General features: G+C 69.2%; 21 protein-coding genes. 13 read left to right on the top strand and 8 right to left on the bottom strand.

The features are described from left to right. Positions 1-15: 15 nt before the first annotated feature. From CLU95_RS09505 to CLU95_RS09515, 3 genes are all read right to left on the bottom strand, one after another. Positions 16-1578, bottom strand: a complete 1563-nt coding sequence (locus CLU95_RS09505; RefSeq protein WP_180288572.1) for a long-chain-fatty-acid--CoA ligase — start codon at positions 1576-1578, stop codon at positions 16-18. A 97-nt stretch (positions 1579-1675) separates the two neighbouring features. Further along, complete coding sequence (locus CLU95_RS09510) at positions 1676-2830, bottom strand: aromatic ring-hydroxylating oxygenase subunit alpha (RefSeq protein WP_099792548.1); 1155 nt, start codon at positions 2828-2830, stop codon at positions 1676-1678. Between the two features lie 107 nt (positions 2831-2937). Then, positions 2938-3996 carry a 3-keto-5-aminohexanoate cleavage protein gene (locus CLU95_RS09515; RefSeq protein ID WP_099792550.1) on the bottom strand — a complete coding sequence of 353 codons (1059 nt, stop codon included), beginning with the start codon at positions 3994-3996 and terminating at the stop codon, positions 2938-2940. 229 nt (positions 3997-4225) lie between these two features. Between CLU95_RS09515 and CLU95_RS09520 the strand changes: the two genes are divergently transcribed. Both CLU95_RS09520 and CLU95_RS09525 read left to right on the top strand, forming a co-directional pair. Further along, the gene (locus CLU95_RS09520) at positions 4226-5224 is read left to right on the top strand and encodes a Bug family tripartite tricarboxylate transporter substrate binding protein (protein WP_257214577.1); all 999 of its coding nucleotides are present in this window, start codon (positions 4226-4228) and stop codon (positions 5222-5224) included. Positions 5225-5250: 26 nt separating this feature from the next. Beyond that, positions 5251-6291 carry an AraC family transcriptional regulator gene (locus CLU95_RS09525; protein ID WP_099792554.1) on the top strand — a complete coding sequence of 347 codons (1041 nt, stop codon included), beginning with the start codon at positions 5251-5253 and terminating at the stop codon, positions 6289-6291. Positions 6292-6371: 80 nt separating this feature from the next. Here CLU95_RS09525 and CLU95_RS09530 read toward each other — a convergent pair whose 3' ends face one another. Genes CLU95_RS09530 through CLU95_RS09540 form a run of 3 tightly spaced genes read right to left on the bottom strand, consistent with a single transcriptional unit; the run spans position 6372 to position 9325 of the window. Further along, positions 6372-7430: a 3-keto-5-aminohexanoate cleavage protein gene (locus CLU95_RS09530; RefSeq protein WP_099792556.1), complete on the bottom strand. Its 1059-nt coding sequence runs from the start codon at positions 7428-7430 to the stop codon at positions 6372-6374. Positions 7431-7480: 50 nt separating this feature from the next. Then, positions 7481-8323, bottom strand: coding sequence for a TauD/TfdA dioxygenase family protein (locus tag CLU95_RS09535; RefSeq protein WP_099792558.1), 843 nt, complete (start codon positions 8321-8323; stop codon positions 7481-7483). 30 nt (positions 8324-8353) lie between these two features. Continuing rightward, positions 8354-9325: a Bug family tripartite tricarboxylate transporter substrate binding protein gene (locus CLU95_RS09540; protein WP_099792560.1), complete on the bottom strand. Its 972-nt coding sequence runs from the start codon at positions 9323-9325 to the stop codon at positions 8354-8356. Between the two features lie 197 nt (positions 9326-9522). Between CLU95_RS09540 and CLU95_RS09545 the strand changes: the two genes are divergently transcribed. The 11 genes from CLU95_RS09545 to CLU95_RS09595 all read left to right on the top strand — a co-directional run bounded on the left by CLU95_RS09545 (position 9523) and on the right by CLU95_RS09595 (position 22159). Then, on the top strand, positions 9523-10494 hold the full coding sequence (locus tag CLU95_RS09545) for a quinone oxidoreductase family protein (protein WP_099792562.1): 972 nt from the start codon (positions 9523-9525) through the stop codon (positions 10492-10494). A gap of 14 nt (positions 10495-10508) precedes the next feature. Further along, positions 10509-11540 carry an AraC family transcriptional regulator gene (locus CLU95_RS09550; protein ID WP_099792564.1) on the top strand — a complete coding sequence of 344 codons (1032 nt, stop codon included), beginning with the start codon at positions 10509-10511 and terminating at the stop codon, positions 11538-11540. Between the two features lie 40 nt (positions 11541-11580). After that, the gene (locus CLU95_RS09555) at positions 11581-14262 is read left to right on the top strand and encodes a helix-turn-helix transcriptional regulator (protein ID WP_099792566.1); all 2682 of its coding nucleotides are present in this window, start codon (positions 11581-11583) and stop codon (positions 14260-14262) included. A 197-nt stretch (positions 14263-14459) separates the two neighbouring features. Continuing rightward, on the top strand, positions 14460-15308 hold the full coding sequence (locus CLU95_RS09560) for a TauD/TfdA dioxygenase family protein (RefSeq protein WP_099797190.1): 849 nt from the start codon (positions 14460-14462) through the stop codon (positions 15306-15308). A 61-nt stretch (positions 15309-15369) separates the two neighbouring features. Then, positions 15370-16428 (top strand): 3-keto-5-aminohexanoate cleavage protein, encoded by a 1059-nt coding sequence (locus tag CLU95_RS09565; RefSeq protein WP_099792568.1) that lies wholly within the window; start codon positions 15370-15372, stop codon positions 16426-16428. Positions 16429-16470: 42 nt separating this feature from the next. Further along, the gene (locus CLU95_RS09570; protein WP_099792570.1) at positions 16471-17454 is read left to right on the top strand and encodes a tripartite tricarboxylate transporter substrate binding protein; all 984 of its coding nucleotides are present in this window, start codon (positions 16471-16473) and stop codon (positions 17452-17454) included. Positions 17455-17468: 14 nt separating this feature from the next. Next, positions 17469-18026: an RBBP9/YdeN family alpha/beta hydrolase gene (locus tag CLU95_RS09575; protein ID WP_099797191.1), complete on the top strand. Its 558-nt coding sequence runs from the start codon at positions 17469-17471 to the stop codon at positions 18024-18026. A 45-nt stretch (positions 18027-18071) separates the two neighbouring features. Then, complete coding sequence (locus CLU95_RS09580; RefSeq protein WP_099792572.1) at positions 18072-19043, top strand: quinone oxidoreductase family protein; 972 nt, start codon at positions 18072-18074, stop codon at positions 19041-19043. A 52-nt stretch (positions 19044-19095) separates the two neighbouring features. Next, positions 19096-20334 carry a porin gene (locus tag CLU95_RS09585; protein WP_099792574.1) on the top strand — a complete coding sequence of 413 codons (1239 nt, stop codon included), beginning with the start codon at positions 19096-19098 and terminating at the stop codon, positions 20332-20334. Positions 20335-20393: 59 nt separating this feature from the next. Continuing rightward, on the top strand, positions 20394-20954 hold the full coding sequence (locus tag CLU95_RS09590) for a hypothetical protein (protein ID WP_099792576.1): 561 nt from the start codon (positions 20394-20396) through the stop codon (positions 20952-20954). After that, positions 20951-22159, top strand: coding sequence for a PrsW family intramembrane metalloprotease (locus CLU95_RS09595; protein ID WP_257214578.1), 1209 nt, complete (start codon positions 20951-20953; stop codon positions 22157-22159). The genes CLU95_RS09590 and CLU95_RS09595 overlap by 4 nt, the downstream gene beginning before the upstream one ends. Here CLU95_RS09595 and CLU95_RS09600 read toward each other — a convergent pair. Together CLU95_RS09600 and CLU95_RS09605 are read right to left on the bottom strand one after the other, a co-directional pair. Further along, entirely contained in the window at positions 22140-23447 is a 1308-nt protein-coding gene (locus CLU95_RS09600) for an MFS transporter (protein WP_099792578.1), read from the bottom strand. The genes CLU95_RS09595 and CLU95_RS09600 overlap by 20 nt on opposite strands. A gap of 77 nt (positions 23448-23524) precedes the next feature. Then, entirely contained in the window at positions 23525-25141 is a 1617-nt protein-coding gene (locus CLU95_RS09605) for a GMC family oxidoreductase (RefSeq protein WP_099792580.1), read from the bottom strand. Positions 25142-25203 lie beyond the last annotated feature (62 nt).

The raw sequence follows: 25203 nt of genomic DNA on the forward strand, positions 1-25203 counted from the left end.
TAGAAATCGGAACGCTCAATGAATGGCGCGCAGGTGACCCGCCCAGTACGGCGCGCGCAGGTCGCGCTTGAGCAGCTTGCCCGACTCGGTGCGCGGCAGCGCCGCCACGAAGTCGACGGTCTTCGGGCACTTGAAGTGCGCAATGCGCTCGCGCATGAAATCGATGATGTGGTCGGCATTCGCCGTGGCCCCGGGGCGCAGCACCACGCAGGCCTTGACCGACTCGCCCCACACCGCATCGGGCACGCCGATGACTGCGCCGTCGGCCACGTCGGGGTGCTTCATCAGGGTGTTCTCGACTTCCGCGGGATAGATGTTCTCGCCGCCCGAGACGATCATGTCCTTGATCCGGTCGCTCAGGAACAGGTAGCCGTCCTGCAGGTAGCCGGCATCGCCCGAGCGGAACCAGCCGCCCTCGGCATCGCGCCCCTCAGGAAAGGCCTCCTGCGTGGCTTCGGACTTCTGCCAGTAGGCCTTGAAGTTGCGGTCGCTGCGAATCCAGACCTCGCCCACCCGCCCGTCTTCCAGGTCGGCCAGCGTCAAGGGGTCGACGATGCGCAGCGCCGTGCGCGGCATCGGCCGCCCGGCCGAACGCAGCAACCCCGCACCACGGCGATGGTCTTCGGCTGTGAGGGCGGTCACGACGCCGCAGACTTCCGTCAAGCCGTAGATCTGGGAGAAGTCGCAGCCGAAGACCTCCATCGCCGCCTCCAGCACGGGCTCGGTGATCGGCGAGCCGCCGTACGCCATGAGCCGCAGGCTGGCGAAGTCCAGCGTGCGGCTGACGGGATGGGCCAGAAGGAACCCGATCATTGCGGGCACCACCAGCACATGCGTGATCTTCTCGCCGGACAGCGCGCGCAGGAACACCTCCGGCTGAAACTCGCGGAAGATCACGCAGCGGCAGCCGACGTAGATCGGAAACAGCAGCTGCAGCATGCCTGCGATGTGGAAGGTCGGCAGCGCGTGCGCGAGCACCGCGTTGCGATCGAGCTTCCACGCCTGCGCGATCACCTCGCACGCGGACACCAGGCCGCGGTGCGTGAGCACCACGCCCTTGGGGCGGCCCGTGGTGCCCGACGAATACATGTGAATCGCCGCGTCGTCAGGCAGCACGTCGCGCGGCGGGAGCTGGTCGTCGAAACCCGCGCACCACAGGTCCAGCCGCGCCGGGTCGTCGGCTTCGCAGTCGGTCAGGAACACGCACACACCGCCCGGCCCGGCGGCCTGCGCCCCCTGCGCCGAAAACTCGGTGTCGGCGATGAGCACGCGCGCACCGGAATCTTCGAGAACGAAGCGGATTTCTTCCACGCTGAAACGCCAGTTGACCGGCACGCAGGCAGCGCCGATCTTCATCGCCGCGAACACCAGCAGCGCGCAGTCCACCTGACTTCTGCCCAGAATCGCGACGCGGCTGCCCGGGCCGATGTCCAGCGATCGCAGCGCGTTGGCGAGCTGGTTCGCGCGCCGGTTCATCTCGGCGAACGCGATGGACTGCGTGTCCGACGCAAAGAGCGCGGCCTGCGGCTGCAGGCGGGCCTGTTGCATGAGGCTGTCGATCAGGTTGGATTCGTTCATTGCTTTCTTGTCTCCTGGTTGTGGGTGGCGCGCGGCGCCGCACCGCCCGGTCCGGGCGTGCGCAGGCCGCGACGCGGGGAAGCGGCAGTTTTTCTTTTCAGGGTGCGGGTTGCAGCGCGGCGATCTGCGCGTGCAGCTGCGCATGGAAGCGCGGCGCGCTGTACTCGAAGGTGCCGAAGGTCAGCGCCTCGTTCGCGCCCGACGCCAGGCCGGCCTGGATCGACTCGGCCAGTGCGTAGTCTTCCGCGAGCGTGCGGCGGTACAGCGCGACGTTCGCGTCCCAGTGCGCCTGGGCCTTCTCCGAGGCCGGCGCTTCGGGAATCAGCGTGAGCTCGTGCACGCGCGTGCGCGTGGGGCCCAACGGTTCCAGGCTGCTGAGTTGCGCGTGGTCGGGCTGCACGAGGATGGTCGTGTTCGGAAAGAAGAAGTAGGTCAGGTTGCCGTAGCGCCGCGGATCGAAACCGTCGACCCCGGGCTGGTCTTGCGGGAACTTCGACTTGACGAGGTACAGGCGCCGGTTCAACGCGAACTCGTCGACGATCTGCATGTTGTTCATGAACATGTGGGCGATGGTTTCGCGGTGCGCCACCTTGAAGTGGTACGCCTCGAAGGACCCGTCGACCAGCAGCTTCCAGTTGGCCTCGACCACGTACGAGCGCGGCGCAAAGGCCACGGGCGTGCGCAGCCCCGCGAGCGATTCGAGGTTGTCCATCAGCGCGCCCAGTGCGGCGCCCGCGTCGCTCTCGGCCAGCGACGCATCGAGCAGCACCCAGACCAGGCCCGCGCGCTCGACCGTGGCGAGCCGGCGCAGGCCCGACTCTTCCTGCTTGAGGCACGGAAAGCCGAAGGATTCCGGCACGCCGCGCAGTGCGCCGTCGGGCTTGTAGGTCCATGCGTGGTACGGGCACACAAAGGCGCGCACCTCACTGCCGCTGCCCTCGGGCACCACGCGCGCACCGCGGTGGCGGCACACGTTCAGAAAGGCCTGCACCTGCCCGTTCTCCTGGCGCACCAGCAGCAGCGGCACGCCGATGTAGGTGAGCGACAGCCACGCGCCGGGCGTGGCGAGCGACGCACCGGCGGCCACCGGCTGCGGATGCCGGTGCAGCAGGCGCCGCTCGTCGCGGGCCATGGCCTCGTCGGTGTAGCGGGCGACCGGCACCCGGTCACCCTGCCCTTGGGCGTCCGCGCGCCCGGCCTGCAGGGCCGCGGTCGCCCGGCGATGGAGTTCGGCGGCGAAGTTGTCGTTCATCTCGGGGGCTTTCTTGTCGATGCAATGCGCGCCCTTCGAGGGGCGATTGCCCGCAGTCTACCGACTGACCAGTCGGTACGTCAACAACCCCGGAGTGCCCTCGCGCGTCAGGCCGGCTTGCGCAGGAAACCCTGCTGGGCGCCGTTGCGGTTGGGCGCGAAGCCGTTGGCCTGCAGCGTCTCTTCGGTGGTTTCGTAGAACACGCCGATCTTCATGATCTCGCGCGCCTGCTGCGCGGTGGCGATGGGGCGGCCGAACTCGGTCGAGATGCGCACCAGCTGCCTGATCTGTTCCACCGAGCTCATCTTGCCGGTGCGGGTCTGGTTCCAGAGCACGTCCTCGATGCCGCAGCGCACGTGCAGGCCCAGGGCGATGCCGATCATGTTCACGGGCAGCACGTTGAGCACCGAGCTCTCGACCGTGACCACCGAGCCGTCGGGTGCGGCGCGCAGGAAGTTGGCCAGGTTGAAGATGTTCGCCTGGTCCATGCCGCCGCTGATCGCCACCCAGTTCATCACCAGCGGGCCCTTGTAGACGCCGCGGCGGATCATCCGCTCGATGGTCTCGAAGCTGTTGATGTTGTAGCACTGGAACTCGCTCTGGATGCCCGCGGCCGTGAGGCGGCGGATGTGCTCCTCGACCCAGCTGGGGTTCGAGGGCACGATCATGTCCTTGTACGTGGAGTACAGCCGCGGGTCGCCGCGCGACAGGCCCTTGAAGTCGTCCAGGCCGGCGTGCTCGGTCACGTTCATCTGCGTGGTGTTGACGGTCACGGTCACCTGGTCGGGCCTGGGCGTGAGTTCGGCCAGCATGTGGCGTGTGTCGTCGCTGAGCCACTTGGCGGCGGAGCCGTCGTCCTCGGGTGCGAAGCTGATCGAGCCGCCCACCTGGATCACCATTTCAGGCACGCGGGCGCGCACGCCGGCGATCAGTTCGTTGAACATCGACAGGCGCTTGCTGCCCTTGCCGTTGGCCTCGCGCACATGCAGGTGCAGCACGGTGGCGCCGGCTTCATAGCAGTCGACCGCCTTCTGGATCTGCTCTTCCATCGTGACCGGAATGTCTTCCGGAAAGTCTTCGGGAATCCACCCCGGCGCATAGGGCGCGGCCGTGATGATCAGGGGCTGCTGGTTCTCGGGATAGAGGTGGCCGTCGAGGAAGTTCATGAGGGGTGTGTCTCCGGTGGGAAGGTGGTTCTGACGTCAAAAGTGTCTGGCGCAGCGGAGAAAACTTCTTGCTCATTTGGGGCGGTGTTTTGTCTTTCTGGGACGTTGAAAAGGCCAAGGCTTCGCTGTCGCGATTCGGTAAGTGGCCGACGCCTGGCGCCAAGCATGGAGAGGAGGTGGCGCCGCAGAATTTGCACGCCTTTGTCTCTTCAACCTGAGGACGAACTTCATGTGTCTGCATCTGCTGCGAGCCCCCCTTCTCTTCCTGGCCGCGCTGTGCTGCGGCATGGGCACAGCCTCGGCCCAAGCCCAGGCCCAGGCCTGGCCCGACAAGCCCATCCGGCTGATCGTTCCAGCGCCGCCGGGCGGCATCTCCGACGCGTCGGCGCGGCTGCTCGCGGAGCAGCTGCGCACGAACCTCGGCCAGACCGTGCTGGTCGACAACAAGCCGGGCGGCTCCACCGTCATCGCGCAGCGCGCGGTGATGAGCGCGCCGGCCGACGGCTACACGCTGATGGTGGCGCCGTCGAGCGTGCTGTCCGACATTCCGCTCACCGTGAAGACGCCCTATGACCCGCTGAAGACCTTCACCTACGTCGGCGAAGTGACCGGCATGGTGCATGTGCTGGTGGCCAACGCCGGCTTCCCGCCGAACACGGTGAAGGACCTGCTGGCGCACGCCAGGCAGCATCCGCGCACGCTCAGCGTGGCCAACCTGAGCACGGGCACGCGCTCCAACCTGCTGGGCGAAATGCTGCGCGAACGCAGCGGCAACGACCTCCTCGTGGTGCCGTACAAGGGCTCGGCGCCGGCGCTGGTCGACCTCATGGGCAACCAGGTGCAGCTCACGTTCGAGGTGGTGAGCAACGTCACGCCGCTGATCCGCAGCGGCAAGATCAAGGCGCTGGCCGTGGCGTCGTCCAGGCGCTCGCGCTTCCTGCCCGACGTGCCCACCTTCGGCGAGCTGGGCCTGCCCGACTTCGTGATGCCCGACGCGAGCGTGGGCGTGTTCGTGCTCAGCAGCATGCCGCCGGCGCTGCAGGAGAAAATCCACGCCGAGGTGGCCCGGGCCGTGCAGTCGCCGAAATTCCGCGAGGCCCTGCTCGCGCAGAATTACGATCCGCCCCGCGACATGTCGCTGCCGCAGCTGCGCCAGACGCTGGACGCCACGACCGCCCACAATCGGGCCATCATCGAGAAACTGAAACTCAAGATCAGCCCCGAGTGAGCACGGGGCCCCTTCACAAGCCACCCATGAAACACCTCGGTCGACTGATGCGCAGCGCGAGCCTCAGCGGCTACGTGGAGCTGGTGCAGTCGCTCGGCCGGGACCCGCATGCCTTCATGCGCACCGTGGGGCTGAAAGCCCAGTTGCTCGAGCACCCCGAGACGCTGATCCCCGGCGACGCCGTGCGCGAGCTGCTCGAGATCACCGCGCGCGCCACGCGCACCGAAGATTTCGCGCTGCGGCTCGCGGCGCAGCGCAAGCTCTCGGCGCTGGGCCCCATCAGCGTGGTGCTGAAGGAAGAGCCCACGCCGCGCGACGCGCTCGACACGCTGGGCCGCTACCTGAAGCTGGTGAACGCCTCACTGAGCTTTCGCCTCGAGGACACGGGCGACATGGTCATCCTGCGCGAAGACCTGCTGCCCAGCCCCGGCCTGCCGATGCGCCAGTCGATGGAGCTGGCCGTGGGCATCATGTTCCGCATCCTCAGCGAGCTGATCGATCCGCAGTGGCGCCCGCAGCAGGTGTGCTTCACGCACCGCCCGCCGGCGGACGTGTCGGCGCACCGCGCCTTCTTCGGGCGCCACGTCAAGTTCAACCAGGATTTCAACGGCCTCGTGTGCCTGGCGGCCGACCTGCGCAAGCCGCGCGAATCGGGCGACCAGGGCGCGGCACGTTTTGCGCGCGAGTACCTCGATGCGGCGCTGAAAGACCGCGGCGAGAGCACGCGCGAAGCCTGCCGCGAACTCATCCTGGCGCTGATGCCCGGCGGCGGTTGCACCGCGCAGGAAGTGGCGCGGCACCTGCGCGTGGACCGCCGCACGCTGCACCGCCGGCTCGAGGCCGAAGGCTTCACCTTCAGCAGCCTGCTCGACCACGTGCGCTCCGACCTCGTGAAGCGCCACCTGCGCGACAGCGACCTGCCGCTGAGCGAGGTGGCCGAGCTGTTGGGCTTTTCAGGGCCCAGCAGCTTCAGCCACTGGTTTCGCCACCACTTCGGCTGCAGCGCCTCGCAGTGGAGCAAGCAGACGGCCGGCGCAGTGGCTCAGGGCGCGGTGCGCGCGTTCTGAACCAGGTCTTCGAGGCGCAGGGCATGCGAGAGGCCCTCCAGCAAACACCAGACCGCGTGTGCGACGCGCACCCTCATCTCTCAGGCCGCCTTGCGCAGGAAGCCCTGGTTGCCCCCGTTGCGATTGGGCGCGAAGCCGTTGGCCGCGAGCGACTCTTCGGCTGTCTCGTAGAACACACCGATCTTCGAGATCTCGCGCGCCTGCTGCGCCGTGGCGATCGGTCGGCCGAACTGGCGCGAGATGGCCACCAGCTGCTCGATCTGCGCCACCGTGCCGATCTTGGCCGAGCGCGTCTGGTTCCACAGCACGTCCTCGGTGCCGCAGCGCACATGCAGGCCCATCGCAATGCCCATCATGTTCACGGGCAGCACGTTGCGCACCGAGCTTTCGACAGTGAGCACCGCGCCATCAGGCACCGCACGCACGAAGTTGGCCAGGTTGTAGATGTTCGGCGCGTCCATGCCGCCGCTGATCGCCACCCAGTTCATCACCAGCGGGCCCTTGTAGACGCCGCGCCGCATGAGCCGTTCGACCGACTCGAAGCTGTTGATGTTGTAGCACTGGAAGGCGCTCTGGATGCCCGCCTTGGTGAGGCGGCGGATGTGCTCCTCGACCCAGCCCGGCTGCGCCGGCACCGTCATCTCCTTGTAGGCCTCGTAGATGGCGGGAATCTCGCGCGAGGTGCCCTTGAAGTCGGCCAGCTCGGCGTGCTCCGTGACGTTCATCTGCGAGGTGTTGACCGTCACCGTCACCTGGTCGGGCGTGGGTTCCAGCTCGGCCAGCATGTGGCGCGTGTCGTCGCTGAGCCACTTGGCAGCGGCGCCTTCCGATTCCGGTGCGAAGCTGATCGAGCCGCCGACCTGGATGATCATTTCGGGCACGCGTGCACGCACGCCGGCGATCAGCTCGTTGAACTTCGACAGCCGCTTGCTGCCCTTGCCGTCAAGCTCGCGCACATGCAGATGCAGCACGGTGGCGCCGGCGTTGTAGCAATCGACCGCCTTCTGGATCTGCTCTTCCATCGTGACCGGGATCTCGCCCGGGAAGTCGGAGGGAAGCCAGCCCGGTGCGTAGGGCGCGGCGGTGATGATCAGCGGTTGCTGGTTTTCGGGAAAGAGATGGCCGTCGAGGAAGTTCATGGCGTGGCGCTTTCGGGTTGCGATGCGGAGGTCGGAAGGGAGCGCACGGATCAATAGGGCACGTCGCCGACGATGCCGGCGCGTTCCATCTTTCGCGGCGAGGGCCAGTAGTCGTTCAGCGCGTAGTGCTGCGTGCTGCGGTTGTCCCAGACGACCACGTCGCCCGGCTGCCACGACCAGCGCACCTGGTACTCGGGAATGGTGGCGCGGCTGAGCAGGTAGTTCAGCAGCAGCGCCGCGCCGGGCGTCTTGTCGATGCCGTGCCGCACGTTCTCGGGGGTGCTGTAGTTCACGAAGTGCGTGGTGAAGCTGCCCACGTAGAGCACCTTCTCGCCGGTCTCCGGGTGCGTGCGCACCACGGGGTGCTCCACGGGCGGGTTGTCCTGGCCCAGCTTGAGGCGGGCTTCCATCGGCATCACGGCGCCGAACGAATGCTCGATGCTGGCCTTGGCGCGCAGCTTGCTGATCTTCTGCTTGATCTCTTCGGGCAGCTCGTCGTGCGCCTGCACCATGTTCACCCAGATGGTGTCGCCACCGATCTCGGGGCACTCGATGCAGCGCAGCACAGCGCCCATCGCGGGGCTCTGGCGCCACAGGCCGTCGCAGTGGTAGGTGTTCTCGTAGCTGTGCTTGTTGTCGCTGCGGTAGATGCGCACGAGGCCCGGGTGCTCGGGGTCGCTGCCGACCACGGGGTGGTCTTCGAGTTCGCCGAAGCAGCGTGCAAAGGCGACATGCTCGGCGCGCTCGATGTCCTGCCCACGAAAGAACAACACCTTGTGCTGGAGCAGCGCGGCGCGGATCGCCGCAAAGCGCTCGGGGTTGCGCGAGGCCTCGCCCAGGTGGACGTCCGAGATTTCCGCGCCGATGGACGGCGTGATGGGTCTGATCTTCATGTGGGTCTCCGGTGGAATGGCGGGTGCCGCTCAGTTCGCCTGGATGCGGTACTTCTTGACGATGGCGGCGTTGCGCTCCGACAGCGCGCGGGTCTCGGCGATGAGCGCAGGCGTGTCGACACTGAGTTCGGGCTCCAGGCCCACGTCGAGCAGCTTCTGCTGCACGGCGGGCGCCTGGCCGGCCTTCTCGATCGCGGCGTGCAGCTTGGCCAGCACGTCGGCCGGCAGCTTGGCCGAACCGATGAAGCCGACCCAGCCGCGGAACTGCAGGTCGGGGTAGCCAAGCTCGGTGGTGGTGGGCAGGTCGGGCAGGAAGCGCGAGCGGGTCTTGCCGGTGAAGGCATAGGGGCGCAGCTTGCCGGCCTTGATGAGCGGCATCGAGGTGAGCATGCCGTCGAACATCAGGTCGACCTGGCCGCCCAGCAGGTCTTGCAGTGCGGGCGGCGAGCCGGGGTAGCCGATGTGCTGCAGGTCGAGCCCGGCGCGGTCGCTGAGGATCAGGCCCGCGTACTGCGACACGGTGCCGGGGCTGTAGCTGGCGAAGCTGGCCTTGCCCTTGCGCGTCTTCAGCTCGGCAACGAGGCCCTGGAAATCCTTGGCCGGAAAGTTCGCGGCCGTGACGAGCACCACGCCCGAGCGCGCCACCGAGGCGATGGGCACCACGTCCTTCAGCGGATCGAAGGGCATCTTCACGACCTGCGGCGTTTCGGCCAGCACGTTGCTTGCGGCCATCACGATCGTGTTGCCGTCGGCCGGCGCCTGCAGCATGGCCTGCAGGCCGATGGAGCCGCCCGCGCCGGGGCGGTTCTCGACGATCACGGGACGGCCGATGTCCAGCGCCATCTGTTGCCCGACGACGCGGGCGACGATGTCCATCGTCCCGCCTGGCGGCGCGGGAACGATGAGCTTGAGGGGTTTGTCGCCCAGTGCCCAGGCCCCGAGGGCCATCGAGCATCCGACCAGCGCCACGGCGGCGGCGCGTGCACATTGCAGCAGTTTCATGGGGTGTCTCCGGTTGTTGTCTTGCAGGCCTCGGTGGGCCGATGCCGCCAGTATCCGGCGCACCCCGTTCGCAGTTCTTGCTTTATTGGGGCATCGATTTGCCAATTTGGGACATCGCCAAGACCACGCTTCCCGCCGCCGCCACGCGCCGCAAGAATCCGTTCCATCCAGCCCCCACACACCTCAGGAGACGCACCATGAACCAGGCCATCCGCTTCCACGAAACCGGCGGCGCCGACGTGCTGAAGCTCGAACACGTCGAGGTCGGCGAGCCCGGCCCGGGCCAGGCGCGCGTGCGCCACAGCCTCATCGCCGTCAACTTCATCGACATCTATTTCCGTACGGGGCGCTATCCGCTCGCACTGCCCAATGGCCTCGGTTCCGATGCCGTGGGTGTGGTCGAGGCCGTGGGGCCGGGCGTGACCGACATCCGCGTGGGTGATCGCGTGGGCTACCTCCTCGGGCCGCAGGGTGCGTATTCGCAAGTGCGTGTGATGCCTGCTGATGTGCTCATTCCGCTGCCCGATGGCATCTCGGACAGCACCGCCGCCACGCTGATGATGAAGGGCATGACGGCGCAGTACCTGTTCCGCCAGGTCTATCCATTGAAGGGAGGCGAGACCATCCTGTACCACGCAGCGGCCGGTGGCGTCGGCCTCATCGCCTGCCAGTGGGCGCGTGCGATGGGCGTCACGATGATCGGCACGGTCAGCACCGACGAGAAGGCTGCGGTTGCCAAGGCCAACGGTTGCGCGCACACCATCGTGACCTCGCGCGAGAACATCGCCCAGCGCGTGCGCGAGATCACCGACGGCAAGGGTGTTCCTGTTGTGTACGACTCAGTAGGCAAAGACACCCTGGACGCGTCACTCGATTGCCTGCAGCCACGCGGAACGCTGGTGAGCAACGGCACGTCGTCGGGGTCCGTGGTCCTCGACACCAAGGTGCTCGCGGGCAAGGGCTCGTTGTGGCTCACGCGGCCCGCGATGGTTCATTACATCCACCCGCGCCCGCACATGCTGTCGATGGCCGACGAGCTGTTCGGCCACGTGCTGGCCGGTCGCATCGTGAGCGAGCCGCAGCAGAGCTTCGCGCTGGCCGATGCAGCCGAAGCGCACCGCGCACTCGAAGGCCGCAAGACCACCGGCGCCACCGTGCTCGTGCCCTGAGAAAGTGCGGCACCGTGTCTTGCCTGGTCCGCGCGGCGAGTCTCACCCACTACCGCGAGGTCGCGCGCACCAGCGGACTGGAGCCGGTGCGCATGCTCCTCGACGCCGGCCTGAGCCCGCGCGTGCTGGACGAGCCCGACCTGATGATCCCGGTCGATCGCCTCGCCGCGCTGCTGCAGGCCTCGGCCGAGCGGTCGGGCAACGAGGGCTTCGGGCTGTGCATGGCCGAGGGGCGGCGGCTGTCGAACCTCGGGGCCGTCGGCCTGCTGATGCGCGAGCAACCGACGCTGCGCGATTCGCTGGCCGTGCTGATGCGCTACCTGCCGATGCTCAACGGCGCGCTGTCGCTGATGGTCGAAGACTTCGACGCCGTGGTGCTCATCCGCGAGGAAGTGAAGCCCGGCAAGGCGAACCGCGCCACGCGCCAGCGCATCGAGCTGGCGCTGGGCGTGATGCTGCGCCTCATGCGGCAGTTTCTCGGCGCCGACTGGCAACCCCGCCGCGTGTGCCTGGCGCACCCCGCGCCGCGCGACCTGCGCACGCACCACCGCGTGATGGGCCCGGCCGTCGCGTTCGACCAGGACGTCCACGGCATCGTCTGCGCGCGCGAAGACCTGGACACACCCAACCCCTCGGCCGACCCGGCCATGGCGCGCTATGCGCGGCGACTGCTCGAGGCCGCCGCGCAGCCACCCGGCGATGCGCTGCCGGACGACGTCCGGCGCACCGTGCTGCTGCTCCTGCCCACCGGGCGCTGCAGCATCGCGCAGGTGTCGGCGCACGTGGGCGTGGAGTGCCGCACGATCCAGCGCCGGCTCGCGGACGACGGGCAGCGCTTCTCGGCGATCGTCAACGACGTGCGCAAGGAACTCGCCGTGCGCCATGTGCTGGACAGCGACCGCCCGCTGGCCGAGGTCGCGGGCCTGCTCGGCTTCTGCGCGCCCAGCGGACTGTCCCGCTGGTTCCATGCGCAGTACGGTTGCAGTGCGAAGGAAAGCCGAGCGCGGCGGGGTGCGCGGCGCCCCGCTTCGGCCTCGCGCGAATGACGTGGAGAATCGCTCTTCCTCCCACGAGCAAGAGCGAGCCTTGGCCACCTTCCCGCCCCCCGATGCGACCGGCGCCCCCCGCGACCTGCTGCTCAAGGTGACGCCGCCCCGTGTCCCGCGTCACCTCGTCTCTCGCGCGCGGCTGCTGTCGAGTGCCGACGCCTTGCGCGACCACGCGGTGGTCGTGGTGCAGGCGCCGTCGGGCTTCGGCAAGACCTCGCTGCTCGCGCAGTGGCGGCTGGAGTACCTGGGCCTGGGCGTGCCGGTCGGCTGGGTCTCGGCGCAGAGCCAGGACGACCCGGGCCGGCTGGTGCAGAGCCTGGCGCTGGCGCTGCGTGTCGCCATGGGCCGCCCCGCGTTCGGGCGCAGCGTGTTCGAGGACGACCGGCCCGGCACGCTCGGCAGCGTCACGGCGCTGCTAGCCGAGCTGGCCCAGGCGGCGTTGAACGTGGTGCTGGTCATCGACGAGGCCGACCGCCTGCCGCCCGCCACGCGCGAGGCGCTGGCCTACCTGCTGCGCAATGCGCCGCCCAACGTGCGCACGCTCATTGCCACGCGGCCCGACGGCCGGCTCGACATCGAGGACCTCGTGGCCTACGGGCAGTGCGTGGAGATCGGCCCGGCGCTGCTGAAGTTCAGCCTCGACGAGACGCTGCAGCTGGTGCAGGCCCGCTTCGGCGCGCGCGTCGACCGCAACACGGCCGCCCGGCTGCACGAGCTGACCGAAGGCTGGCCGCTGGGCCTGCAGCTGGCGACGACGATCATCTCGCGCGGGGCCGATGCGAACGCCGCGCTGTCCGACATGACGGCCGCCGCCGGCGAGCTGCAGGGCGAGCTGGTGCGGCTGCTGCTGGTCAACCTCGACCCCCAGGATCGCGACTTCCTGGCCCGCATCGCCGTGCTCGACCTGCTGCATCCCGCGCTGTGCCGCGCCGTCTCCGGCGTCGACGATGCCGCGGCGCGGCTGGCCCGGCTGAGCAACGACACGCCGGTGTTCGCCGCCGCCGAAGGGGGCGAGTGGCTGCGCATGCATGCGCTGGCGCGCGACGTGCTGCGCCAGCGTTTTGCCGCGCTCGATGCCGCCGAGCAGGTGGCGGCGCATGCGCGTGCCGCGCAGTGGCTGGCCGCGCACGACCTGCTCGACGAAGCCGCCCACCATGCGCTGAGCGCGGGTCAGCACCAGACCGCCTACGAGCTCGCGGAGCGCAGCCTCTACGAATCGCTCATGCGGCGCGGCCGGCAGGCCACGGTGCTCGAATGGATGGCGCAGATGCCCGCCGACGAACTCGACCGTCGCCCACGCCTGCTGCTGGCCGCGGCGTGGACGCTGGCGTCGAGCGAGCGGCACGAAGAAGCCGGCAAGTTCGTGGCGCGCATCCTCGCGCAGCCCGATGTGAGCGACGCGCTGCGCTGCGAATGCGCACTGATCCTCGGTGGCGCCGCCGTGTTCGCGGACGACCCCGACCGTTTTGTCGAGCTGCACGCGCCGTGGACCGAGGCCGTGCCGCTCACCGACCCGCTGCTGCTGCAGTCGCATGCCAACCGCATGGCCTACCGCGCGCTGCTCGAAGGCGAACCGGCGCTGGCACGCCTGCGCCAGCAGCAGGCCCTGCGCGGGCATCCGGGCCACGGCGTCGACTACATCCGGCGCTGGAGCGAGCTGGTCATCGGAATGAGCTATGCGTGGGAGGGCCAGGTGCTGCTGGCCGAACAGCTGCTGCGGCCCGCCGTGGCCGGCGCCGAGGCCGAGATGGGCCGGCGCCATCGCTTCAGCTGCAACCTGGCCGCGCTGCTCGCGTCGGTGGCCTGGGAGCGCGACCTGCCGGGCGACGCCGCCACGCTGCTGGCCGACCGCCTCGACGTGCTGGAGCACAGCGGCCTGCCCGAATCGCTGCTGCAGGCCTACCGCACCGCGGCGCGCATCGCAGCGGCCGAAGGCGCCGAGCACCGCGCGCTGGAACTGCTGAACGCGCTGGACGCGGCCGGTGCCGCGCGGCGCCTGCCGCGGTTGCGCATCGCCAGCCTGGCCGAGCAGGTGCGCCTGCACGCGCAGCGCCACCGCGCCCAGACCTGCCGCGAGCTGTGCGAACGCATCGACGCGCAACTGGCCGACCCCGCGCTGCCGCAGGGCCCGCTGTGGCGGCGCAGCGTGGAAGCGCTGCGCGACGTGGCGCGCGCGCACGCGGCCATCGCCGCGCGCGACTGGCCCGACGCCCTGGCGCAACTGGCGCGCGCCGACGAACAGGCGCGCCAGCGCAAGCAGGGCGGCCTGCACATCGAGCTGCTGGGCCTGCGCGCGCTGGCATTGGAGCGCTGCGGCCAGCCGGCGCAGGCACTGCTGCGCGAGGCGATGGACCTGGCGCGCGCCTACGGCCTGCAGCGCGTGCTCTCCGACGCACACCCCGAGCTGGGCGCCTGGGTCGGCACGCTCGCGGCCGAGGGCGCGCAGCCCGAGATCACGGTTGTGCCGCTCCAGCCCCACGTGCTGCCTGCGCCTGCGTCACCCCTGCCGCTCGGCGCCGTGCTCACGCCCAAGGAGGGCGAGGTGCTGGCGCTGCTGGCGCGCAACCTGTCGAACAAGGAAATCGGACGCGCCATGCAGGTGGGCGAGACCACCATCAAGTGGCATGTGAAGAACCTGTTCGCCAAGCTCGACGCCGGCACCCGCACGCAGGTGGTCCAGCGCGCACGCATCCTGGGACTTCTCACACCCGCGCACTGAGGGTTTGTCCCTCCCCTCAAGGGCCCGTTCCCCCTCCCGCGAGGAGGGGGCGCGCGAAGGGGCCCCGACCTATTCTTGCGCCCAGCACGGTCACCGCCGCACAGCGGTTCCACACGACCGGCACAGGAGACAAGACAATGGGTTCCACGATCCAGCCAGCCCTCTCGAACGGGGCCCCCGCCGTGCACACGCGCGGCATCCAGGTCCATCCCGTGACCTGCGCCATCGGCGCCGAGCTGCGCCACGTGTCGCTGGCGGAGGCCTCGCGCGATGCGGGCCTGGCCGCCGAGATCCGCGCCCTGCTGGTGCAGCACAAGGTGCTGTTCTTCCGCCAGCAGGAGCTCACGCGCACCGAGCACGTCACGTTCGCCCGCCACTTCGGCGAGCTCGAAGACCACCCCGTGGTCGGCAGCGACCCCGAGCACCCGGGCCTCGTGCGCATCTACAAGAACCCCGAGACGCCGGTCGACCGCTACGAGAACAGCTGGCACACCGACGCCACCTGGCGCGAGAAGCCGCCCTTCGGCTGCGTGCTGCGGTGCGTCGAATGCCCGCCGGTCGGCGGCGACACGATGTGGGCCAACATGGTGCTGGCCTTCGAGAAGCTGCCCGCGCACATCCAGCAGCAGATTGCCGGGCTGCGCGCGCGCCACAGCATCGAGGCCACCTTCGGCGCCGCGATGCCGACCGAGAAGCGCCTGGCGCTGAAGGCCCAGTTCCCCGACGCCGAGCACCCCGTGGTGCGCACGCACCCCGACACGGGCGAAAAGATCCTGTTCGTCAACGGCTTCACGACGCACTTCACCAACTTCCACACGCCGGCCAACGTGCGCTATGGGCAGGACTACACCCAGGGCCACTCGGCGCTGCTGCAGTACCTGATCAGCCAGGCTGCCATCCCCGAGTACCAGGTGCGCTGGCGCTGGCAGCCGGGCGACGTGGCCATGTGGGACAACCGTTCGACCCAGCACTACGCGGTCATGGACTACCCGCCCTGCCATCGAAAGATGGAACGCGCCGGCATCGTCGGCGAAGCGGTCTTCTGAGCGGGCGCAGCGCCCCTTCTTCTTCTTCCCTCTCTTTCCTTCTTCTACCGAGGTTCCTGCCATGAATTTTCTCGACGGCCATCTGTTCCCCGAAAACCAGCAGCCGCTGATCATCACCGCCGCGCCGTACGCCCCTTCATGGATGCCTTCGGACTTCCCCGGCGAGATTGCCGTGACCATGGAGGACCAGATCCAACGGGCGGTGGACTGCTACAACGCCGGCGCCACCGTGCTGCACCTGCACGTGCGCGAGCTCGACGGCCGGGGCAGCAAGCGCCTGTCCAAGTTCAACGAGCTGATTGCCGGCGTGCGTGCGCGCGTGCCCGAAATGATCATCCAGGTGGGCGGCTCGATCAGCTTCGCACCCGAGACCGACGGTGCGGCCGCCAAGTGGCTGAGTGACGACACGCGCCACATGCTGGCCGACCTCGACCCCAAGCCCGACCAGGTGACGGTGACCATCAACACCTCGCAGATGAACGTGATGGAGCAGTTCGACCTGCGCGACATCCAGGGCACGTCGATGGAAGACCCCGCCACCTTCAACGCCTACAAGGAAATGACCGTGCCTTCGCAGCCCGGCTGGGCCGAGGAGCACATCCGCCGACTGACCAAGGCGGGCATCCAGAGCGCCTTCCAGTGCTACAACATCAACAGCTTCGAGTCGGTGGAGCGGCTGATGCGCCGCGGCATCTACAAGGGCCCGCTGGTCATGAACTGGGTGGCCATCGGCGGCGGCATGGACGTGCCCAACGTCTACAGCCTGGCCAACTTCATGCGCGCCGTGCCCGACGGCGCGGTGGTGACGGTGGAGGCCTCGGTGCTCAACGTGCTGCCGATCAACATGATGGGCATCGCCATGGGCCTGCACGTGCGCACCGGCACCGAAGACAACCTGTGGAACCAGGACCGCTCGGCCAAGATCGGCACCGCCAGGCAAGTCGAGCAACTCGTTCGCATCTCGCGCGAATTCGGCCGCCCCATCGCCACGGGCCAGCAGGCACGCGAGATGTCCAAGATCGGCGTTTTCTACGACACCACCGAAGCGTCGCTGGCGGCCAACGGCTTCGCGCCCAATGCCCCGGGCCGGCAGCAGGGCTTCCTGCGCAAGGCGGCCTGAGCCCCACGCGCCGTCGGCACACGAACACCTGGAGACATCGCGATGAAAAAGACCCACAACATCCTTCGCCGCCTGCGGCCATGGGCGGTCGCCCTGGCCGCCGCGCCCCTGCTCGCCCATGCCTGGACCAACAAGCCCGTACGAATCGTGGTGCCCGCGCCCGCGGGCGGCACCATGGACGTCGTGGCCCGTGTGTTGTCCGAAGCGATCTCGGCCGAGATCGGGCAGCCGGTGATCGTCGACAACAAGCCGGGCGCCGGCGGCGCCATCGGGGTGCAGGCGCTCAACAGCGCACCGCCCGACGGGCAGACCATCATGTTCATGGTCAGCAACATCCTGACCGAAATTCCGCTGGTGATGAAGACCAGCTTCGACCCGGTCAAGGACGTGAAACCGGTGACCATGGTGGCGCGCTCGGCGATGGTGCTGGTGAGCGCACCGACGGTGCCGGCCAACGACCTGAAAGGACTCATCGCCTACCTGAAGACCGGCAAGGGCAGCCCGGGCAGCTACGCCTCGTACTCCGCGGGAACCAGCTCGCACTACGCCGGCGCCATCTTTGCCAGGAAGGCGGGGCTGGACCTGCAGCATGTGCCGTTCCCGGGCTCGCCGCCGGCGCTGCAGAACCTGATGGGCAGCCAGGTCGACATCCTGTTCGACGGCATCGTCACGTCGCTGCCGCTGATCAAGGCCGGCAAGGTGAAGGTCTTCGGGGTCGGGGCCAAGACCCGGCTGGCACAGCTTCCGGACGTGCCCACGATGGCCGAACAGGGCTTCGACGAGATCGACTTCTCGAACTGGGCCGGCGCCATCGTGTCGGCCAAGATGCCCGACGACCTCGTCAAGCGGATCAATGCGGTCCTCACGAAGGCCGCCTCCTCGCCGAAGGTGCGGGAGCGGCTCATTGCGCAGAACTTCGTGCCGATGACCAGCGAGAGCCCCGAGCAGCTCGCGAAGATCACGCACGACGAGTACGAACGCAACGCGCGGATCGTCAAGACCTACAACATCCAGCTCAACCAGTGAGCGTGCAGGCTGCCATGACTGCGCCCACTGTCCTCATCGTTCCCGGCCTGCGCGACGCCGTCGCCAGCCACTGGCAGACCCTGCTCGCCGCGCGCCTGCCGCGCGTGCGCGCCGTGCCGCCCATGGGCCGCGACGACCTCGACTGCGCCGCGCGCGTCGAAGCCATCGAGCGCGAGGCGCAGGCGGTCGAGGGCCCGCTGGTCATCGTGGCGCACAGCGGCGGCGTCGTGATGCTGGCGCACTGGGCGCAGCGCACGCGCCGGCCGGTGCGCGGCGCGCTGCTCGCCACGCCGCCCGACTTCGAACATCCGATGCCCGAGGGCTATCCCCGCATCGAGGCCTTGCGCGCCGGCGGCTGGCTGCCGGTGCCGACCGGGCCGCTGCCGTTCCCGAGCATCGTGGCGGCGAGCCGCAACGACCCGCTGGCCTCGTTCGAATGCGCAGCGCAGATGGCGCAGGGCTGGGGCAGCCAGCTCGTCGACCTCGGCGAAGTCGGCCACCTCAACCCCGCCTCGGGCTACGGCGCGTGGCCGGGCGCGCAGGCGTTCATCGACGAACTCTCGGCGGGCTGAGCCTTTTTTTTCTGCCCGCCCTTCCTCCCGAGAAAGAAACTTCCCATGGTCCAAGCCATCCGCTTCCACGAAACCGGCAGCGCCGACGTGCTCAAGCTCGAACACGTCGAGGTCGGCGAGCCCGGCCCGGGCCAGGCGCGCGTGCGCCACAGCCTCATCGCCGTCAACTTCATCGACATCTATTTCCGCACCGGGCGCTATCCGCTCGCACTGCCCAACGGCCTCGGTTCCGATGCCGTGGGTGTGGTCGAGGCCGTGGGGCCGGGCGTGACCGACATCCGCGTGGGTGATCGCGTGGGCTACCTCCTCGGGCCGCAGGGTGCGTATTCGCAAGTGCGTGTGATGCCGGCCGATGTGCTGATCCCGCTGCCCGATGGCATCTCGGACCGCACCGCCGCCACGTTGATGATGAAGGGCATGACGGCGCAGTACCTGTTCCGCCAGGTCTATCCGCTCAAGGGTGGCGAGACGATCCTGTATCACGCAGCGGCCGGTGGCGTGGGCCTCATCGCCTGCCAGTGGGCGCGTGCGATGGGCGTCACGATGATCGGCACGGTCAGCACCGACGAGAAGGCGGCCGTTGCCAAGGCCAACGGTTGCACCCACACCATCGTGACCTCGCGCGAGAACATCGCCCAGCGCGTGCGCGAAATCACCGACGGCAAGGGCGTGCCGGTCGTGTACGACTCGGTGGGCAAGGACACGCTGGAAGCTTCGCTCGATTGCCTGCAGCCGCGCGGCACGCTCGTGAGCAATGGCACGTCTTCTGGCGCCGTGATCGTCGACTCGCAGGTACTGGCCGCCAAAGGTTCGATCTGGCTCACGCGGCCGGCGATGGTGCATTACATCCACCCGCGCCCGCACATGCTGTCGATGGCCGACGAACTCTTCGGCCATGTGCTGGCCGGCCGCATCGTGAGCGAGCCGCAGCAGAGCTTTGCACTGGCCGATGCGGCTGAAGCGCACCGCGCGCTCGAAGGCCGCAAGACCACCGGCGCGACCGTGCTCGTGCCCTGAGCACCGACGCACACGCCCCCACGAATAAACACAACGAGCAGGAGACAAGACCTTGAAGAAGAAGACCCTCATCGCCACCGCAGCCGTCCTGGCCGCCGGCCCCGCCCTTGCCCAGTCCTCGCTCACGCTGTTCGGCGTGGTCGATGCGGGCGTCAGCCACTACCGCACCACCAGCAGTTCGTACAACCCGCTGCGCCCGGCCGAGCTGCGCCAGAGCCAGACCGTGCTGTCGCCCTCGGGCAATGCGTCGAGCCGCATCGGCTTTCGCGGCACCGAAGACCTGGGCGGTGGGCTGGCCGCGAGCTTCTGGCTCGAGGCGCCGCTGAGCAACGACACGGGCAGCGGCATCACGAACTTCGGACGCCGTTCCACGCTCAGCCTGAGCGGCCCCTTCGGCGAAGTGCGCCTGGGCCGCGACTACACGGCCTCGTTCTGGAACGACGCCGTGTTCGACCCCTTCAGCGTCAACGGCGTGGGCACCAACCTGATCGCCGTGGTCAACAGCAACATCGCCGCCGCGCGCGCGCTGGCCACGGGCGGCCTGCTGGGCGGCGGCCTCTCGGCGGGCACCGACAGCTACCTGCGCACGAGCAACGCCGTCAGCTACTTCCTGCCGCCGAACCTGGGCGGCTTCTACGGCCAGGTGCAGTACGCGCTGCACGAGAACACCAAGGTCAGCCACACGCCCGACAGCCCCTCGCAGCGCGGGCGCTACGTAGGCGGTCGCATCGGTTGGGCCAGCGGTCCGGCCGACGTGGCGCTGGGCTACGGCGAGAGCACGCTGGCCAGCGCCGCCGCGCAGAGCGAAAAGATCAAGAGCCTGAACCTCGGCGCCTCCTACGACTTCGGCGTGGTGAAGGTGTTCGGCGAATGGTCGCGCGTGCGGGATGTGCGCAACAGCGCCACGCCGTTCGCCAGCGGCTCGCTGCGCCTGAGCGATCGCTACGACGGCCTCATGGCCGGCGTGAACGTGCCGCTGGGCGCGGGCATGCTGCGCGCCTCGTATGGACGCGTGCGCTTCGTCAACGGGCTGGACCTGCCCGACGGCAATTCGTCGGTCAACAAGCTGGCGCTGGGCTACGTGCACAACCTGTCGAAGCGCACGGCGCTGTATGCCTCGGTGGCGCGCATCCACATCGCCAACGGCCGCAACAACCCGACCGTGATGGGCGTGACGCCGCTGGTGCTGAGCCTGCCGGCGATCTTTCCGCAGCCGGCCTATGCGACCACCAACGGCATGCAGCCGCACCGCGCGCTGGGTTACGACGTGGGTATTCGCATGGCGTTCTGAGCGCCTGACAACCACGGCGGCGCCCCCGCGCCGTCGCTTCGGTGTGGCACGATCCACGGATGCTTCAACCGTCCCGCCGCATCCCGTACCGCACCTGGCCGGGCGCGCTCGCGATCCTCCTGGCCATTGCCGCGTATGTCGGCGGCCTCACCTTCTGGAACAACCACACGCCCGGCAGCCGGCCGCTGCCCGCGGGCGAGACCGTGTCGGTCGGCCATGCGCGCTTCGAGCCCGCACCGGGCTGGCAGATGGACGTGTCGCGCTCCAAGGCGGGCCAGTCGCTCATGCTCTTCAAGGGCGGCCACAAGTTCCTCGTGACCACGCGCCTGTGGATGGGCGGGCCCGACGGCCCCATGCTGCGCCAGCAGCGGCTCATGGAGCGCGGCCAGGGCCTGACCATCGAGGGCGACGTGTCCGACTTCGTCACCGGCTGGGGCCTGCAGGGCAAGACCTTCGCCTACTACGGCGCCAAGCTCGCCGGCCGCTTCTGGCAGGTGGTCGACACGCAGCGCCGTTCGCTGGTGCAGATCGACGTGTACGGCCCCGCCGACGGCTTCAACGAGGCGCTGGCCGACGCCCGCAGGATGCTCGACTCGATGGACCTGGAGGCACCGCTGTGAGCACCAACACCGAAGCCCCCACCGAAGCCATCGCGACGCAGGAAGACGCCGACTGGCCCATCGGCACCGACTCGTTCTTCCAGCCGCAGCGCGCCGCGTTCTGGCTGCTGTCGGCGCTGATCCTCAACGGGCTGTTCTACACGGTGTCGATGTTCTCGCTGGGCTTTCGCGTGGTGCCCGTCACCGCGCTGCTGGGGCTGCTGGTGTGGGGCGGCTACACGGCGGCGTTCGTGCTGTTTTTCCGCACGCTCGACCTGCTGGAGCAGCACCCGCCCGAGGCCTATGTGCTGGCCTTCGCATGGGGCGGGCTGGGCGCGGTGTACTTCGCCGCGCCGGCCAACGTCGCCATCCAGAGCCTGTGCGCCAAGCTGGTGTCGCCCGAGTTCGTCGCGGTCTGGGGGCCGGCCATCGCGGGGCCGATCACCGAAGAATTCTTGAAGTTGGCCGGCGTGATCCTGCTGGTGCTGATTGCACGCAACCAGTTCGAAACGTATCTGTCGGTGCTGATCGTCGGCGCCATGGCCGGGCTGGGCTTCCAGGTGATCGAGAACCTGAGCTACACGGTAAACAGCGCCGTGAACTTTCCGCTCGAGAACCAGGTGTACCCGGTGCTCTACCACCTGCTGATGCGCGGGCTGCTGAGCGGGCTGTGGAGCCATGCGGCCTACACGACCATCGCGTCGTTCGGCGTCGCGTGGTTCCTGCTCAACCCGCAGCGCTCGATGGCGGCGCGCATCGGCTGCGCCCTCTTCTACTTCGCGCTGGCGTGGGCCATGCACTTCATCTGGAACTCGCCGCTGCTCGAAGACCGCTTCGACGACGGCTTTGTCGGCATCGCGCTGCTGCTGGTCGTCAAGGGCATCCCGGTGGTGATCGCCGCCGCCTTCGTGTGGCGCGCCGCCGCGCGCGAGAACGGCACCTACCTGCACGCGCTGGCGGCGTACTTCGTGCCCGAGCGCGAGCTGATCCGCGACGACGAATGGGTGCGCCTGGGCGCGCCGCTGCTGCGCTACCGCGTGCGCCGCGACATGGGCAAGGAATTCGGCCAGCGCGCCCGGCACCTGAAGGCGCAGCTGCAGCGCGAGCAGCTGCGGCTCATCCTGAAGGCCGGCACGCACGGGCGCGGGCCGCAGACGCGGCGCCACGAGGTGGCGGTGCGGCGCCTGCGGGCCGAGCTCGACCTGCTCACCCGGCCGCAGGGCTGAGGGCCGACGCGTCGGCCTGCGCGCGGGCGCGCTGCACAGACAGCGAGCGCGCCGGGTTCACCAGCACGAGCCCGAGCAGCCCGCCGGCAATGAGCAGCCCCCCGCTGACCGCGAAGCCGAGCTCGTAGCCGTGCGCGGCCACCGCCTGGTTCGCCTCGATGAGGCGGCCCATGACCACGGGCGCGGCAATGCCGGCGAGCGAGGCCACGGAGTTCTCGACGGCCAGCATGCCGCCGCGCTGGGTGTCGGGCGTGATCTCGCCCATCATGGCCGGCCCCAGCGAATAGACGATGGGCGCCAGCCCCGACGCGATGGCGATGATGCAGATCTTCTGCACCGGCCCGAGGTCGAACGCCATCAGCGTGCAGAAGAGCACCCCACCCACGACCAGCGCCAGGCTCGACAGCACGCCGCGCGCGCCGCGCGACGAGGCACCGCGCACCAGCAGGCGCTGCGACCACCACGACAGCGCCAGATTGACCGGCACGCCCAGCAGCACCACGAGGGCGAACATCCGCCCCGCGTCGACCGCGCTGTAGCCCAGCCCCCTCTGGATGTAGGCGGGCAGCCAGGTCAGCGTAAGCGCCAGCCCCCAGTACGCGACGAAGTGCAGCAGCATGATGCCGATCGCGCTGCGGTCCGTGAGCAGCCGCGCATAGGGAATGCGGCGCCCGGACGCCGGCGCCGCGCCGTGCGTCGCCTTGCGCTCGACGAGCGTGCCCTCCTCGCCGAACACCCGCCACGCGACGGCCCAGGCCAAGCCGACGAGCGCGAGCACGATGAAGTTGGCACGCCAGCCCCAGGCCTGCGTGATCATCGGAATCAGCAGGCCCGAGAGCACCAGCGCCACGGAGGCGCCGGCGTTCATCACCGTCACCGGCAGGCTGCGCCGGCTGTCGGGGAACCACTTGTAGACCGCGTGGTTGGCCACCGGCGCGGCCGGCCCCTCGCCGGCGCCCAGGATCACGCGCGCCACGACGATCATCGCGATCGACGAGGTGAAGATCATTGGCAGCTGCACCAGCGACCACAGCACGGCCATGCCGAGCAGCAGGTGCGTGGTCTTGACGCGGTTGGCGATCATGCCGACCACGACGCCCGAGATCGCGAACAGCCAGAAGAAGCTGCCGCCGATCAAGCCGAACTGCACGGGCGTGAGCTTCAGCTCGGTCATCATGGGCACGGCCACCAGGCCGATGACGATCTTGTCGACGAAGTTCACCAGTTGAAGAAAGGTCAGCAGGGCGACGATCGTCCATGCCTTGCCGGGGCGGAATTGAGTGTTCACGTTGTCTCCGTTGTTGTTGCGTCTGTGCGCTTCTTTTTCTGGCCGTGTCGTTGTCTACGGCCTCGTGCCGCCGCGGCTCAGCATGCCGCCAGCGCGAAGGCCGCGGCCCGCTCGCCGATGACGATCGAGATCGCGTTGGTGTTGGTCGACGCAATCGTCGGCATGACCGACGCGTCGGCCACGCGCAGCCCGCGCACGCCGTGCACCTGCAACGCCGGATCGACCACCGACTGCGCGGCGTCGGTGCCGATGCGGCAGGTGCCCACCGGGTGGTAGGCCGTGGCCCCGGTGGCGCGGATGTGCGCGATCAGGGCCTCGTCGCTGCCGGCCTGCGGCCCCGGCCGGACCTCGCTGCGGATCAGCCGCGCCATGGGCCCCGTCTCGGCGATGCGGCGCGACAGCTTCAACGCATGCAGGCAGGCCTGCACGTCGCGCGCATCGGTGAAGTGGCGGGCCACGAGCTTCGGGTCGGCGGCAGGGTCGGCGCTGCGGATGTGCGACGCGCCGCGCGAGTGCGGGCAGATCTGGAACGACGCGAGCGTGATGCCGTCGAAGCGGTCGATGGCCATCCGGCCCTTGCCGCGGTTGTTGGAGGTGCTCAGCTGCTGCACCTGCAGCTTGAGTTCGGCGTCCGTCCCGCCGGGCTGCATCGGCGCGAAGGTCTGCGCGGTGATGGAGTTCGACGACAGCGGGCCGTCGCGCCGCAGCAGCCAGCGCAGGCCCAGCCGGCCCTGTCCCCAGGGACTGGACAGGGCCTTGTTCCAGCTCACGCCCGGGTTCACCTCGTACTGCAGCGGGCTGTAGACATGCTCGCTGAGGTTCTCGCCGACCATCGGCAGCTCGTGCAGCAGCGGCACGCCCTGCGCCGACAGCGCCTCGCGCCCGCCGACACCCGACAGCTCCAGCAGCTGCGGCGAGTTGAAGGCGCCGCCGCACAGCAGCACTTCGCGCCGGGCCGTGAAGACCACCTCGCGCCCGCCGATGCGCGCACGCACGCCGGTGGCGCGCCCGCCTTCCAGCACCACGCGCCCGACCATCGCGCCGGTCATCAGCGTGAGGTTGGGCCGGCCGCGTGCCGGGTCGAGGTAGGCCATGCGCGTGTTGCAGCGCACGCCGTTGCGGGTGTTGAACTGCAGGTAGCTGCCGCCGTAGCCGCGCGCGTTGTAGTCGGCCACGCGCGGGGCGATGCCGGCCTGTGCGCTGGCATCGAGAAAGGCGTCGGCCAGCCCGTCGACCGGCTGGAACTCGGTCACCGTGACCGGTCCTTCGCGTCCGCGCGAGGCCGCGTCGCCGCCCTGGAAGCTCTCGATCTTGCGGAACCAGGGCAGGAGGTCAGCGTAGGCCCAGCCCGGGCAACCGTCCTCGGCCCAGCGGTCGTACTCGCGCGGCGTGCCGTGCACCCAGATCATGCCGTTGACGGTGGACGAGCCGCCCACCACCCAGCCGCGCGGCCAGTAGATGCGGCGGTCGTTCAGTTGCGGATCGGGCTCGGTGAAGAAGCTGCGCGTGAGCCGCCCCTGCTCCAGCACCTTGGCCACGCCCAGCGGGATGCGCGTCCACGCGCTGGTGTCGGGCGGCCCGGCCTCCAGCAGCAGGACCTGGTGGCGCCCGCTCTCGCTCAGGCGCGCCGCGGCGGCGGCCCCGGCCGAGCCGGCGCCGACCACGATGAAATCGAAACTGTCGCTCGCAACCATGGCGCCGCCCCGTCTCAGGCGGCCGGCTCGGCGAGCGCGGCCTTGAGCGTGCGCACCGCATG

Source organism: Variovorax sp. 54 (genome assembly GCF_002754375.1).
In the GTDB taxonomy this organism is placed as follows: Bacteria; Pseudomonadota; Gammaproteobacteria; order Burkholderiales; family Burkholderiaceae_C; genus Variovorax.

What these genes read in the sequence shown, in the direction of transcription:
- CLU95_RS09580 (WP_099792572.1), top strand. Translation starts at nt 18,072, where the DNA reads ATGGTCCAAGCCATCCGCTTCCACGAAACCGGCAGCGCCGACGTGCTC.
- CLU95_RS09565 (WP_099792568.1), top strand. Translation starts at nt 15,370, where the DNA reads ATGAATTTTCTCGACGGCCATCTGTTCCCCGAAAACCAGCAGCCGCTG.
- CLU95_RS09520 (WP_257214577.1), top strand. Translation starts at nt 4,226, where the DNA reads ATGTGTCTGCATCTGCTGCGAGCCCCCCTTCTCTTCCTGGCCGCGCTG.
- CLU95_RS09505 (WP_180288572.1), bottom strand. Translation starts at nt 1,578, where the DNA reads ATGAACGAATCCAACCTGATCGACAGCCTCATGCAACAGGCCCGCCTG.
- CLU95_RS09515 (WP_099792550.1), bottom strand. Translation starts at nt 3,996, where the DNA reads ATGAACTTCCTCGACGGCCACCTCTATCCCGAGAACCAGCAGCCCCTG.
- CLU95_RS09540 (WP_099792560.1), bottom strand. Translation starts at nt 9,325, where the DNA reads ATGAAACTGCTGCAATGTGCACGCGCCGCCGCCGTGGCGCTGGTCGGA.
- CLU95_RS09590 (WP_099792576.1), top strand. Translation starts at nt 20,394, where the DNA reads ATGCTTCAACCGTCCCGCCGCATCCCGTACCGCACCTGGCCGGGCGCG.
- CLU95_RS09525 (WP_099792554.1), top strand. Translation starts at nt 5,251, where the DNA reads ATGAAACACCTCGGTCGACTGATGCGCAGCGCGAGCCTCAGCGGCTAC.
- CLU95_RS09605 (WP_099792580.1), bottom strand. Translation starts at nt 25,141, where the DNA reads ATGGTTGCGAGCGACAGTTTCGATTTCATCGTGGTCGGCGCCGGCTCG.
- CLU95_RS09510 (WP_099792548.1), bottom strand. Translation starts at nt 2,830, where the DNA reads ATGAACGACAACTTCGCCGCCGAACTCCATCGCCGGGCGACCGCGGCC.
- CLU95_RS09535 (WP_099792558.1), bottom strand. Translation starts at nt 8,323, where the DNA reads ATGAAGATCAGACCCATCACGCCGTCCATCGGCGCGGAAATCTCGGAC.
- CLU95_RS09575 (WP_099797191.1), top strand. Translation starts at nt 17,469, where the DNA reads ATGACTGCGCCCACTGTCCTCATCGTTCCCGGCCTGCGCGACGCCGTC.
- CLU95_RS09545 (WP_099792562.1), top strand. Translation starts at nt 9,523, where the DNA reads ATGAACCAGGCCATCCGCTTCCACGAAACCGGCGGCGCCGACGTGCTG.
- CLU95_RS09530 (WP_099792556.1), bottom strand. Translation starts at nt 7,430, where the DNA reads ATGAACTTCCTCGACGGCCATCTCTTTCCCGAAAACCAGCAACCGCTG.
- CLU95_RS09570 (WP_099792570.1), top strand. Translation starts at nt 16,471, where the DNA reads ATGAAAAAGACCCACAACATCCTTCGCCGCCTGCGGCCATGGGCGGTC.